7 protein-coding genes are annotated in these 13,446 nt (G+C 56.6%); 1 reads left to right on the top strand and 6 read right to left on the bottom strand.

Going from position 1 to position 13,446, the window contains the following annotated elements; all coding sequences use genetic code 11:
- Window positions 1-541: 541 nt before the first annotated feature.
- Window positions 542-1,999 carry a M48 family metalloprotease gene (locus METLA_RS0107640; RefSeq protein WP_024297982.1) on the bottom strand — a complete coding sequence of 486 codons (1,458 nt, stop codon included), beginning with the start codon at window positions 1,997-1,999 and terminating at the stop codon, window positions 542-544.
- Window positions 2,000-2,182: 183 nt separating this feature from the next.
- On the opposite strand from METLA_RS0107640, the gene METLA_RS0107635 reads away from it, so the two are divergent.
- A complete protein-coding gene (locus tag METLA_RS0107635; protein ID WP_024297981.1) occupies window positions 2,183-3,937 on the top strand; it encodes a proline--tRNA ligase in 1,755 nt (584 codons plus the stop codon).
- A gap of 59 nt (window positions 3,938-3,996) precedes the next feature.
- On the opposite strand, the gene smbP is transcribed toward METLA_RS0107635, so the two are convergent.
- The 5 genes from smbP to METLA_RS0107610 form a co-directional block, all read right to left on the bottom strand.
- Complete coding sequence (gene smbP / locus METLA_RS0107630) at window positions 3,997-4,329, bottom strand: small metal-binding protein SmbP (protein WP_024297980.1); 333 nt, start codon at window positions 4,327-4,329, stop codon at window positions 3,997-3,999.
- A gap of 246 nt (window positions 4,330-4,575) precedes the next feature.
- Complete coding sequence (locus METLA_RS0107625; RefSeq protein ID WP_024297979.1) at window positions 4,576-5,109, bottom strand: hypothetical protein; 534 nt, start codon at window positions 5,107-5,109, stop codon at window positions 4,576-4,578.
- On the bottom strand, window positions 5,102-5,635 hold the full coding sequence (locus METLA_RS0107620) for a hypothetical protein (protein ID WP_024297978.1): 534 nt from the start codon (window positions 5,633-5,635) through the stop codon (window positions 5,102-5,104). The genes METLA_RS0107625 and METLA_RS0107620 overlap by 8 nt, the downstream gene beginning before the upstream one ends.
- Before the next feature lie 118 nt (window positions 5,636-5,753).
- Window positions 5,754-7,493, bottom strand: coding sequence for a sulfite reductase subunit alpha (locus tag METLA_RS0107615; RefSeq protein ID WP_024297977.1), 1,740 nt, complete (start codon window positions 7,491-7,493; stop codon window positions 5,754-5,756).
- Between the two features lie 82 nt (window positions 7,494-7,575).
- Entirely contained in the window at window positions 7,576-13,077 is a 5,502-nt protein-coding gene (locus METLA_RS0107610) for a glutamate synthase-related protein (RefSeq protein ID WP_024297976.1), read from the bottom strand.
- Window positions 13,078-13,446: the final 369 nt, after the last annotated feature.

The following is a 13,446-nucleotide window of genomic DNA, read 5'->3' as shown; positions in this document are numbered from 1 at the left end:
TAGATATTGGACAGAATCGACGGAAAAAGTCAAGGAAATGATGGGGTGCGGCAGCGTGCGAAACGCCTGTAGAGGCGAGTGATGCGAATGGATGGCGGCGGCAACGCCTCGGGATGTGTTTTCGGCGGGCAATAAAAAGCCCGCATAAAGCGGGCATGTTGAGCATTTTATTATTATTTTTTTTGATTGCCGTTGTACTGAGTTGTGGTCTGTACAACTTTACTCAAGCAGGTTAACTTAATCTTATTATTGTTATCAGCATAGCTCGTTTAAGCTATTCTCCTCCGCCGGTTGATTAACCAGTCTTGCTCTCTGAGAGCGGGGCTATTCTAAATCGATTGAAAACGCCTTGTCCACCAAAAAAATGATTTTTTTTCAAAAAATCATTTTTTATATAAAATTTTTTTTAAAAACAGTCGGTTGTGATTTTTTGCGCGGAGTCTTTAAAAGGCCGCTAGCGGTGTAAGATGCGGCTGCGATTCGGATTGATTTGTATTTAGCGAGGCGGGCGAATGCTCAAACCGAAAATTGCAGCGCTACCTCAACGCGCTTCCCTGGCTTTTCTGTCTTCATCGATGAAAAAGCTCAAGCGCTCGCTCAAGATCGAAGACAAATAAAAATTCAAGCCTTTGGATTTTTGCGCCAGGCGGATTTGAGTGATAGCATCGCGGGTTTGGCCCATCGCGTAGTAATATTCGGCAAAATAGCGATGCGATTCCGCCGGCTGGTGCAGCTTGCCATAGGTTTCGGCCAGCATCTGATAATAAACCGGCAGTTTTTGTGTGTTTGCACTCAGCGAGAACAAGGTTTTTCTGGCTTTTTCGGCTTGATCGGTTTTGAGCAGCGAAGTGATATATTCGAGCTTGATCGCCTCATTTTCGGGAAATCGGCCGCTCAATTTTTCATAAAGCGCCAGCGCCTTGCCGAATTGGCGCTGTTCGAGCGCGGTGCGGGCGAGGGCGGCGCCGTATTGCGATTGGGCCGGAAAATCGCTCGCCAATTTCTGAAAAATCGGCTCCGCCTCGGTAAATTTTTGCTGCGCCAAGGCGGTCAGGCCGAGTCCGTAGGTCGCTACGGTGCGTTGCTCGTCGGTGCCCTGGTTCAAGCGGCTAGCAAAGTATTTCCGGGTTTCGCCGGGGTCGGTGCCGGCCATAACTCGGAGTTTGGCCCGAATCAGCTGGTAGCCCAGCGAGTCGGGGTATTGTTTGTAAGGGTATTGGTCGGCGCGCCCGCGCGAGTCGGAAATCCGCGAGGCGGTGACCGGGTGGGTGCGTAAAAATTCGGGTATGTTCTGGCCGTAATAGCGGGTCGATTGCTGCAGGCGTTCAAAGAAGGTCGGCATGCTGCGGGGATCGAATTGCGATTCGGAGAGAATATGCATGCCGACCCGGTCGGCTTCTTCTTCGTTTTCGCGGGTGAAATCGATCTGAAACTGGATGCTGCCGGCCTGAATCGCTATCAGCGCGGCCTGGCCGAGTTGCGGCGCCTGCGTACCGAGCAGAATCGCGGCCAGGGTCGCGGCGGCGGTTGGCAGCGATAGCCGTCCGGCCGCTTCGGCGGCGCGGTACAAATGGCGCTGGGTTACGTGCGCAATTTCGTGCGACATCACCGAGGCCAGTTCGCTTTCCGCTTCGGTGATCAGAATCAGGCCGGCATTGACGCCGACATAGCCGCCCGGTCCCGCGAACGCATTCACGTCATTCTCCAGCACCACAAAAAAATGAAACGGATAACCGGGCAGATCGCTGACCGTGACCAGCTTTTGGCCGATAGACTGAATGTATTGCTGGATTTCCGGGTCCTGGTTGATCGAGATTTGCGAATTCAGGCTGCGGAAGAATGCGGCGCCGAGCTGTTTTTCCTCTTCCGGGGTGATCAGCGTGCCGGACGAGTCGCCCATGTCGGGCAGCTCGATTTTGCTGATGTCATCAGCGGCGTGGGGCAAAGGGGGAAAGACAGTCAGGCTTAAGGCCAGGGCCAACAGGGCGGTTTTTTGCATTAACAAGCAGGTGGCTGGGTTTGAGGGATAGGGTTTACTGGCGATCTGAGTCGCCGCTATTGTAGCGCATTGATGCGAAGTTTGACCTCTGCCTGCGAAAATCGTTGCATCGATAAGAGGATGACTCATCCGGCGCGAAATTCGGTAAAATAGGCGTTTTTTCATTCATTCAGACGACAGATCATGCGCACGACTCAATTCCCGCTCAACACCGTTAAAGAAACTCCCGTGGACGCCGTCGTGGCGAGCCATCAATTGATGATCCGGGCCGGGCTGATCCGCAAACTGGCCGCCGGTTTATATACCTGGCTGCCTCTGGGGTTGAAAGTCCTGCGCAAGGTCGAGAAAATCACTCGCGAAGAAATGGAAAGGGCAGGCGCCCTGGAAGTGTTGATGCCGGCCTTGCAGCCGGCCGAATTGTGGCAGGAAACCGGACGCTGGGAAAAATACGGCCCGGAACTCGCGCGCCTGAAAGACCGGCATGAGCGCGACTTCTGCCTGGGGCCGACGCATGAAGAAATCATCACCGATCTGGCGCGCAATGAGATCAAAAGCTACAAACAGCTGCCGATCACCTATTATCAGATTCAGACCAAATTTCGCGATGAAATCCGCCCGCGCTTCGGCGTGATGCGTTCACGCGAATTCGTGATGAAGGATGCTTATTCATTCCATATGGATCAGGAGTCGCTGCAGCTTACCTATGAGGTGATGCACAAGGCTTACACCGAGATCTTCACCCGTTTCGGCCTGAAATTCCGCGCGGTGATGGCCGATTCCGGAGCGATCGGCGGCGCGGTGTCGCACGAGTTTCACGTATTGGCCGATTCGGGCGAAGATGCGATCGCGTTTTCGACCGGCAGCGATTATGCGGCCAACATCGAACAAGCGGAGGCTTTGCCGCCTACAACGCCCAGAGCCTTTCCCAAGGAAGCCTTAGAGAAAATCGCGACCCCCGGCCAAAAATCAATTGCCGAAGTCAGTACGTTTTTAAACGTCGCGCCGGAAAAAATCCTGAAAACGATTGCGGTGATGCGTCAAGTTCAGAATGATCGGAACGAGGAAATCGATGTATTCTGCCTGCTGTTTTTACGCGGCGATCATGAACTGAATGAAGTCAAGGCACGCAAGGTATTGGGCGATTTTCGTTTTGCCCACGATGAAGAAATCGAACAGCATCTGGGTTGCCGCGCCGGCTACATTGGTCCTGTATTAAAGGATTCAGGCAAGATCATTCAATGGTGGGCCGATAATTCGGCGATGCATCTGAGTGATTTTGTCTCCGGCGCCAATGAGGCCGGCTATCACTACAAAGGCGCCAACTGGGAAAGAAATTTTCTCTCAACGTCGATTGCGGATATTTCGGAACATGTCGCCGACATTCGTAATGTCGTCGAAGGCGACCCGAGCCCTGACGGCCAGGGCGAGTTGAAGATCGCGCGCGGTATCGAAGTCGGGCATATCTTCCAATTGGGCACCCGCTACAGCGAGTCGATGAAGGCGGCGGTGATCAACGAGGGCGGCAAGAATCACACGATGATCATGGGCTGTTACGGGATCGGCATCTCGCGCGTCGTCGCGGCCGCGATCGAGCAGAATCACGACGACAAAGGCATCATCTGGCCGGCCAGCCTGGCGCCGTTCCAGGTCGCGCTGTGCCCGATGAACATGCATAAATCCGAACGCCTGAGGGCCGTCGCGGAGCAACTGTATCAGGACCTGCTTGCCGCCGGCATCGACGTGTTGTTCGACGACCGCAAGGTGCGCGCCGGTTTCATGTTCTCGGACATGGAATTGATCGGCATCCCGCACTGCATCGTAGTCGGCGACCGCGGCCTCGACACCGGCACCATCGAATACAAGGCCAGAACGGCGACTGAGAATCAGGAAGTTCCGATGGCGGAATTGATCGATTTTCTGAAAGCGAAGCTCGCTTAAGCGCGCCTCGGCGATTACGAAACGGGCGGATATTCCGCCCGTTTGTTTTGCTGCGGGGCTTATTGTGCGGCTTTGAAATGGGTTACCGCGGCTTCGGCATGTTGGGTCGCTTCGGGTGCATGGCCCAGGTTGCCGTGAGTGATCGCTTCCTCGAGCTCGGCGGCGCCGGCTTCCAGATGCTCTTTTTGTAGCCCCTTATCGACGATAGCGCCGGCGAGCGCATGTTCCAGCGCGGCGCTGGCATGTTCGACCAGCACTTTCGGATGGCCGGCCTTGCCGTGTTCGACGGCCGCTTGGGCATGTTCGAGTGCGGCGGCGGCATGTTCTTCGGCAAACGCGGCCGAACAGGCGAATAACAAGACAGCGGCGCCGGCGGTTATTATTTTTTTCATGATCGTTTTCCTCTTCATTGTTCTAGGTGATCAATCCTGTCTCCAATGAACGCGGCTGATGATTGAGATCGAGAGCTGCGATCAGAAGGTTAGGATCGAGGCTTTTTTCAATAATATTGGAATTCAACTTCAGTGTGTTGCTGCACGCAACACACTTATTAGATCATGAAAACTGATCTCAGGTCATCTGAAATTGGCAACGATAACAAAACGTTAATATAAGAATGGATTGATATATACCGGCTTTTAATTTTTTCGAATCAATTTCAGCGTGCTTTCCGGCAGATTGCCGGTGTTTGCATCTTCGAGGTGCAGGCGCGCGTCTTCATGCACCGCGGTCATGAACTGAATCAGCTGCATTTCATAGCGAATCTTTTGTTCATAGTCCTCGGCCTCCCACATGTTATGCAGCAGATGCTTGGCATGATGGTGGATGGTCAAGGCGACCGATTCGGGCAAATGTGTATAGCTGCTCTGGATCGACTTTTTCAATTGATCGAGCGAGTCGAGATAGTGCTGGTAATCCTTGATGTCCTGTTTGCAGCGGGTTTTGTACATCGACAGTTCCGCATCGTGCCGGGTTTTTAACAGATTAATTTCATGCTCCAGCTGCACGCTGTGCTTTTTCAGTTCGGCTTCGAGCGCTTTTTCGGCCAGGATGCGTTCCTGCCGCAATTGTGCCAGCTCGGCCTGATTGTCGCGGTTCCAGTGCAGATTACGGCCCTTGACCGAATGCCAAAGATCGACGAAACCGAGCAGCCATTTCGATAAGTTATGCATGCTCGCGGTGAGTGATGATCGTTTGTTGCAGCGCAATCAGGCCTTCGATATTCGCCTGCCGGCGATAAGCGTGATTTTGCCGGCGCCAGGCCTTGAATTGATCCGCCGAAACCCGCGCTTTGATGTCGGCTAGGTCGCTGTCGATCGCCTTGGCCAGCGAATGGCTGTGCTTACGGTTGTTCGCCTGCGTGAGCCGTCGCATTTTGGCGTCGAGAAAATAACGGGTTTGCTGGCGGCGGTGAAAAAATAAGCGCTGTTCCCGGTCGAGTTTCCCTTGAACGAACCAGAGCCGGCGTTGCCTACGCTCGATTCCGGAAAAATAGCGGTAGATTCCTCTCAGGATGTGTTTGCCGGCGAGCAGCAGCAGGGCGGCGAACAGCAGGGCGAACGAGGCGAGCAGGGATAATGCCCCGAGTGGGTAAAAAGCTTTGGCGAGATAGTCAAGCAGCGGCAGCGCGGAAAACGCTTCCGCGGTCAAAAACAGCGCCAGCGCGGCGATGAAGAGAGACAAGGCGATTTTGATCATAGGATTTGGCGATAAATGAGTCGAAAAATGCTTATGCCAAAATTCCCTTTCTGATTTTGCAGCTCCCATGCAGGAGAGGCTAACGCCGCTCCTGCATGGGTTTGCACGCAAGGGGTGATCAATACACGTCGCGGACGTAGCGTTTGTCCTTTTTCAGCTGGTTCACGTAATCGATCGCCTGCTGTTCGCTGAACTTGCCGTGTTCGGCGATCACGTCATGCAGCGCCTTGTCGACGTCCTTCGCCATCCGGTAGGCGTCGCCGCAGACGAAGAAATAGCCGCCCTGTTCGAGCCAGGCGAACAATTCGGCGCCGTTTTCGCGCATCTTGTCCTGTACATAGATTTTTTCGGCCTGGTCGCGCGAGAAGGCCAGATCGAGGCGGGTCAGCAGGCCGCTGGCCTGCATCGCTTCGATTTCGTCGCGGTACATGAAATCGGTCGCGGCGTTGCGGTCGCCGAAGAACAGCCAGTTCTTGCCGGAAGCCTTCCGGTATTCGCGTTCCTGCAAAAAGGCGCGGAACGGCGCGAGGCCGGTGCCTGGGCCGACCATGATCATCGGCAGGCTGTTGTCGTCCGGCACCCGGAATACCTTGTTCGGGGTGAAGAAACAACGTACTTCGGTCGTGTCATCGACCAGATCGGCCAGGAAGGTCGAGCAAACGCCCTTATGCTGGCGATCGAAGCCGTCATAACGCACGCTTGCGACGGTCAGATGCACCGAGTCGGGATATTTCTTGCCGCTCGATGAAATCGAATAGGCGCGATGCTGCAACGGTTTCAACAATTCGATGAATTCGGCGGCGGAAAATTCGCAGCCGGGGTTTTGCCGGAGCAGGTCCAGCGTGTCGCGGCCCCATAAATAATCGGCCAGCTTGTCCTTGTCGCCGGATTCGAGCAGCGCATTCAATTCCTTGTTGCCGGAGCGGCTGGCGATTTCCTCGATCAGCTCCTTGCTCGGCGTCTTGATTTCGAACTGGGTGCGCAAGGCTTCAGCGAAAGGCATCAGGTCGCCGTGGACAAATTCATTTTCATCTCCGTTGCAGCCGATTGCATCAACGATATCCTTAACCAGCTCCGGACAGTTGGTCGGCACCACGCACAGGGCGTCGCCGGCCTCGTAAGTCATCCCGGAGCCCGCGATCGAAATCTCGTAATGCCGGGTTTCCTTCGAGGATGACGGCGCGGTCACCCAGCGGTTGACCTGCATCTTGGCGGGGAAGGGGTTCTTCCGGTTATATTGCGATTTTTCGGCTGGCGCTTCGGCTTCGACGACCGTCGCGGTCGTGCTGCCGCCGGACATGAACGGGATGACCGCCTTGATCCAGGCTTCGGCGGGTTCTTCGAAATCGACATCGCAGTCGGTGCGATCGTAGATGCGCTGCGCGCCGAGTGCTGCGAGTCTTTCGTCCCAGTCCTTGCCGGCCTTGCAGAACAGATCGTAGCTGGTATCGCCGAGCGCGAGCACCGAGTATTGCAGGGTTTCGAGACGCGGCATCGCATCGCTTTTGACCGCATCCCAGAGCATCTGCGCATTGTCCGGCATTTCGCCTTCGCCGTAAGTGCTGGTGATCACCAAGAGATACTCCATCCCGGCCAGCGCGTCCGCTTCGATTTCATCCATGCCTTTGACGACCGGTTTGAGGCCGTGCGCCTTGGCGATGCCGGCGGCGTCGTTCGCGACCGATTCGGCCGTGCCGGTCTGGCTGCCGTACAGGATATTGATTACGCGGCTGGCGGTTTGTTGGGCGGCGCCTGCGCTTTGGATCATGTGCGTGTGCATGCCGGCAAAAAAGCCGCTGAGCCAGGCGCGCTGGCTTTCGCTATAGGGACCGTCGAAAGGAATTTGCGGTGTTTTCATTTCCGTTTAAATGTTGAATCAATAAAAATCAGGGTCCCCCCGGTATCCGGGGGGACGCAACGCGATGCGACTGCGGGTGAGATCAGGCCGTTTGTTCGTTCAACATGCCTTGCACGATGCTGAGGCCCGCGAGGCTGGCCAGATATTCCTCGATCGAAGGAATGCCGGCGAGCGCCGCTTTGTTGACCTGGTCTTGCTCGATGATCCAGGCGGTGGAGCCGATCGAATAAATGCTTTGCACCGAGCGGTTGATCAGCGCGGTTTTATAGTCATTCAGACGCTTGTCCGCCAGCAGCCAGGCCAGTTGCTCGTCTGTATAATTGCTGTAGGCTTCGCGGGTGGTCTTGACCAGCGTATCCTGCAATTTACGCGGACGCTCGACGATCAACTTGTGTGCGGCCTGTTCGATCCGGCCTTGGCTACGTTGAGCTTCGGGCAGATGCTTCAGCAGGTCCTGCGCGACTTGCTGCGCCTTTTCCAGCACCATGAAGCTGTTGACCAATTTGAAGGTCAGCGCGGTGTCGGTCGCGCCGTAGGCCGGAATCGCGCCGCCGAACAGCGGGCTGGCGGTCCGATAGGCGTCGCTGACTTGCTCGATTTGCCGGCGGGCCAGTTCGATCGACAATTCCTCGATCATTTCCTTGCGGTCCAGTGCTTTTTGCAGGTCCGTCGCCGATTGCGTCTTGTTCAGCCACAAAGGCAGCGCGAACTTGAAATGCTCGCGTTCGCTCGCCCAGTTGTCCAGCAGTTTTTTCGCCTTGCTCGAATTCGCGTAGTCGGCATGCTGTTCGAGCATCGCCAGCACGAACTGTTCATGCGCGCGTGCGGTGTCGCTGTCTTCGGTCAGCCGGTGCAGTTCGACCGACGACTTGTCATACAGGTTTTCGAGCCGGTTTTCCGGATCATATTGATAGGCGTTGCCGCCGGACATACCGTTGCAGAAACCCTTGCCGAAACCGCCGATGTTCAGCACCGCGCCGTTGGTCATGTATTCGCAGGCGAAATCGCCGACGCCTTCGACGACCGCCATCGCGCCGGAGTTGCGCACCGCGAAACGGTCGCCGGCTTCGCCGTTGATGAAGGCCTTGCCGCCGGTCGCGCCGAACAGGGCAAAGTTGCCGATCAGCACGTTGTTGCCGGGCGTCTTGACGCCGCCGCCGGGAGACTCGACGATCAACAGACCGCCGCAGGCCGATTTGCCGACGCCGTCGTTGCAGGTGCCGAGATGCTCCATGCGCATGCCGTCGTTCATGAAGGCCGCATAGCTTTGACCGGCCGCACCGGTGGTGCGGATCACCACGCTGTCGGGCGCCAGATAGCGGCGGCCTTCGGCCCGGTGGCCCTTGCCGAGGTTCAGATAGACCGGTTTGGTCTTCGCCAGCTGCTCGTCGGACAACTGATAGGCGAGCATGCGCTCGATATCGATCGCGGCCTGGCCGCCGACGGTCTTGTGCCGGTTGTTCAGCTTGAACTCGCCGCCTTCGATCACGACCTGGGTCTGGCCCTTGTCGATCAGTTCCGCCTTGACCTTTGCGATGATCTTGTCGTCGATGCCGAAGTTCGCTTCGAGGTAAATCGGCTTCGCGATCTTGACCACATCGGCATAGGCCAGCATCTTGGTCAGATCGACCTGGCCGATCAATGATGGATGCTCGATCAGGTGCAAGAGGTCGGTCTGGCCGCGGATTTCCGCCAGGCTCTTGTAGCCCAAGACGGCGAGGATTTCGCGGACTTCGTGCGCCAGATTCATCAGGTATTGCGCCAACACGCGCGGATCGCCCTTGAATTCTTCGTGCGCGGTGGTGAGTCCTGCAGGGCACTTGATGTTGCAGTTTTTCGCCATCACGCAGCGCAGCATCATCAACGCGGTGGTGCCGAATTCGAACGAATCTGCGCCCAGAATCGCCGATTTGACGACGTCGAGGCCGCTTTGATGCGCGCCGCTGCAACGCAAAACCACCTTGTCGCGGAGGCCATTCACCGACAGTGCCTGATGCACTTCGGCGATGCCGATTTCGGGCGAACGGCCGCTGTTTTTCAAGCTGGTCACCGCCGCCGCGCCGGTGCCGCCGGTGTTGCCGGCGACGTTAATCACGTCCGCGCCGGCTTTCGCGACGCCGACCGCAATCGTGCCGATGCCTTCGGACGATACCAGCTTGACGCCGACCTTCACACGTGCGGCTTTCGCGTCATGAATCAACTGACCCAGATCCTCGATCGAGTAGGTGTCATGGTGCGGAGGCGGGCTGACCAGTTCGACTCTCGGGGTGCCGCCGCGCAATGCCGCGATTTCGACCGAGACTTTCGGAGCCGGCAATTGGCCGCCTTCGCCGGGTTTTGCGCCTTGCGCGATCTTGATTTCGATCTCACGCAGGTTCGGATCGGCCAGATAGCCGGCCCAGACGCCGAAACGGCCGGACGCGAACTGCTTGATGTTGCAGGAGCGCAGGGTGTTGAAACGGCTCGAATGTTCGCCGCCTTCGCCGCAGTTGCTCAAGGAGCCTACGATGTTGAAGCCTTGCGCGACCGCTTCGTGCGCCTCGGCCAAGAGCGCGCCGTGGCTCATCGCGCCGGACGCCAAGGTCGGGGTGATCTGATGCGCCGGCTGGACTTCCGACAAGGCGATCGGATCGCGGGTCGCTTGTATCGTATTCAGGTAATTGGCCAACAGGCTGCCGGTGTCGGCCAGCTTCAATTTCAGCGCGGTTCTTTCGACCGCGACCGTGAACGACGTGCCCTTAAAGCGGTTTTTGAAATGCTCGGCCAGTTGTTCCAGACGCGGTGCGGTGGAGTTTCCGTTCAGGCTGACCGTGAAACTGTCTTCGCCGGTTTTGCAGACGCTCAGGCCGCGAATCAAATAATTGATATTGCCGCGCAGGTTGTGCTTGCCCAAAATCCGGTCGAAATCGGCAGAGGTTTCAGCTCCGGTCACATCGGCCGGAAAGTCGATGATGTCACGCAATGCGGCCGGCCGCGAGTCGCGTTCCAGGTACAGATTCTTCGTGAAGCTGCGGTAGGCCGGCGTAATGCCGAAGCCGTCGATCTGTTCGGGCGTGCGCTTCGTATAACCGAAATCGGTATAGGCCGTGTCGGAGGCTTCCGGCGATTTGTCCTCCGGGATATACAGGATCGGCTCGTCGGTCATGTTGATGTATTCGCGGACCGCGGTATTGCCGTAGGAATGGCCGGCTCCGTCCTGACGCTCCTTGAACAGGCCAAGGAATGGAATGTCTTTTTCTTCCCGGACGTTCAGCGCTTTATGATGCCATTCGGCCGCGCTGGCGGCGATGTCGGCATAGCGCGCGCCGCCGACCGAGGCATGAATGTTCGGGAAGTAAGGCGCCAGTTTCGGCTCTTCGGTGTCGATATAGTTCGATTCGAAAAACTCGCCGCCGATGTAGCTTTCGGCGGTGCACAGGCCGAATTTCCCCATCGTCTTCATCAGCGATTTTTCGACGCCTTTCTGGAATTTATCCAGCGCTTTCTGATGGTCGGCCGGTGCGAAATCGGTGATCACGCGGTTATAGACGCTGATCGGGCAGATCGCGGACGCGCCGAAGCCGAGAATCGTCGCGACATCGTGCGGACTGGCCGCTTGGCCGGTTTCGGCGATCAACGACGAGTTGAAGCGTAACCCCATCTTGACCAGATGCTGGTTTGCCGCGGCGACCATCAGCAAGGCAGGGATCGCGGCCATCTCGCGGCTGATTCTCGCATCGCTCAGGATGATGATGCCGGTATTGCTGCGGGCGGCCTGTTCGACCTGTGCGCAGACGTTTAACAAAGCGGCTTCGAGTGCGTCTTCGTTAAGCTTCGCATCGTTGAAATCGGGCCGGTACACCATGTCCAGAGTCACCGTGCTGACCTGGGTCTGGCGGCGGATCTGTTCGAGCTGGGTGCGCTGCAAAATCGGCGAGTCGATCACCAATTGCTTGCTGTATTCGTCCGAGAAGGTCGGCTTCGCTCCCAGCGCGACGCGCAGCGTCATGCCGTCGCTCTCGCGGATCGAGTCGAGCGGTGGATTGGTGACCTGCGCAAAACGCTGGCTAAAATAGCGCGACATGCCGCCTTCGGCACTCGACAAGGCGTTAGGCGCCAGGCCGTAGCCCATCGCGGAAACTTTTTCGGCGCCCGCCTGCAGGATCGGGTCGAGCAGGAACTTGAAGCTTTCCTGATTCAGCGAATAGGCGGTATGGCGCTGGTCGATATTCAATGCGTGGTCGTTGTTCAGTTCGGACAACTCGACCTTCGGCAACTCGGACAGATGCAGGCTGCGCTGTTTCAGCAGGGCCTGGTAGTCTTTTTCCTTCGCGAGCCGCTCCATCACCTGATGGCTGTTGTATTTTTCGCCGGTGCTGTGGTCGAAATAGAGCATGCCGCCGGCTTCGATGCGGCCGCGGGTCAAGACGTCTTTCGGCGGGAAGTCGATCTGGCCGGCTTCGGACATCACGGCCAGATATTCATTCGTTTCGACCGAGCGCAAGGGGCGCAGGCCCAGGCGGTCCAGGCGCGCGCCGACGCGGACGCCGTCGTTGAAGATCAACGCGGCCGGGCCGTCGTTCTTTTCTTCGTAGAGGCTGAAATATTCAAGCATCGCGCGCACTTCGGGCGACAGGGTGGTGTCGTTTTCCCAGGCCGGCGGCATCATCGCGAGCACTGCGGTCACGATGTCCAGATCGTCTTCGTTGATCCTGCGGGTCAAGGTCTGGTCCAGACGGCCGGAATCGGATTGGCCGCACGGAAAACAAATGTGCTTGTTGTGCTGGCGCGCGATCGCGTTTTCGCTCAAGCGGTTTTTCTTGTCGGTGTTCAACTCGCCGTTGTGCGCCATGTAGCGGAACGGCTGCGCCATCATCGTCGCCGGCGCGGTATTGGTCGAAAAACGGGTGTGGAAAAACAGCGTGTTGACTTCGTGATCGGTGTCGTACAGATCCTTGAAATACGGAATCACTTCGAACGAATTCAGCCGGCCCTTGTACACCTGGGTGCGCGAGCTCATCGACAAAGGATAAAAGCCGTTTAATTCGGGGCGGGTAAAACCTTCCTTTTCGAGATCCAGCAGCGCGGCCTGAATGTATTTCTCGAATTCATCATGGCTGGCCGCATGCAGCTGTTCCGGGCGGCCGAACACGACCTGCTTGATCGGCTGCTGGGCCTTGACCGAGGCGGCATTCAGGACCGAATTGTCGACCGGGACATTGCGCCATAACAGGATCGGCAGCTTCGCGCTTTGAAAATGGCGCTCGATCAGCTCTGTGGTGATCGAATCGTAATGGTCGTGATCTTCCGGGAAAAAGAAGTTCGCGACGCCAAATTGGCCCAGTTCCAGATCATTCAATCCGGTAATCTTGCGGAAGAATTTCAGCGACAGATCGACGTTCACGCCGGCGCCGTCGCCAACGCCTTCCGCGCTCATGCCGCCCCGGTGCGGGATCGTGCACAAGGCTTCGTGAGTTTTGACTAAAATGTCATGCGTCTGTATGCTTTGCTTATGGGTAATGAAACCCACGCCGCAGCTGTCCTGCGATAAATCGGCATCATAGAGCAAGGGTTGCTGGTTGTTCATTCGGGAATGTTTTTTCATGGTTCGGCCCGTCCTAATCATGCCGCGACGGCGGCAGTCATTGATCGTTTGTTTTCAATGCACGATAGCGTAAGCCGGGCAAAAAAACCGGCGCATTGAGTCGTTATGACATTTTCTTTGCTGATGAATTCATCTAGCGAAACCTGCCAATACTAACAGATTTGTCTGTATTTGTCATTGATTCGATACGGATTCGTTTCGGGAATGATCCGCAAAATAGCCGCTGCGCATCGATGCCGGTTTTTTGCGCGTATTACCTTGTCGAGCGGTGCGACGGCGTATCGTTGAGGCATAGAATATTTATTGGACAATGTCTTAATGCCGCTGTAAAGTCGGATCGAAACAGGATGGGGGCGTTCCCGCCGCAGT

Source organism: Methylomicrobium lacus LW14, assembly GCF_000527095.1.
GTDB lineage: Bacteria > Pseudomonadota > Gammaproteobacteria > Methylococcales > Methylomonadaceae > Methylomicrobium > Methylomicrobium lacus.
Note: the sequence above shows the minus strand (reverse complement) of the source record. Positions and strands in the feature narration are given on the sequence as shown.

Coding starts and splice junctions, on each gene's coding strand:
- METLA_RS0107640 (WP_024297982.1), bottom strand. CDS start 1,999: ATGCAAAAAACCGCCCTGTTGGCCCTGGCCTTAAGCCTGACTGTCTTT.
- smbP (WP_024297980.1), bottom strand. CDS start 4,329: ATGAAAAAAATAATAACCGCCGGCGCCGCTGTCTTGTTATTCGCCTGT.
- METLA_RS0107620 (WP_024297978.1), bottom strand. CDS start 5,635: ATGATCAAAATCGCCTTGTCTCTCTTCATCGCCGCGCTGGCGCTGTTT.
- METLA_RS0107625 (WP_024297979.1), bottom strand. CDS start 5,109: ATGCATAACTTATCGAAATGGCTGCTCGGTTTCGTCGATCTTTGGCAT.
- METLA_RS0107635 (WP_024297981.1), top strand. CDS start 2,183: ATGCGCACGACTCAATTCCCGCTCAACACCGTTAAAGAAACTCCCGTG.
- METLA_RS0107610 (WP_024297976.1), bottom strand. CDS start 13,077: ATGAAAAAACATTCCCGAATGAACAACCAGCAACCCTTGCTCTATGAT.
- METLA_RS0107615 (WP_024297977.1), bottom strand. CDS start 7,493: ATGAAAACACCGCAAATTCCTTTCGACGGTCCCTATAGCGAAAGCCAG.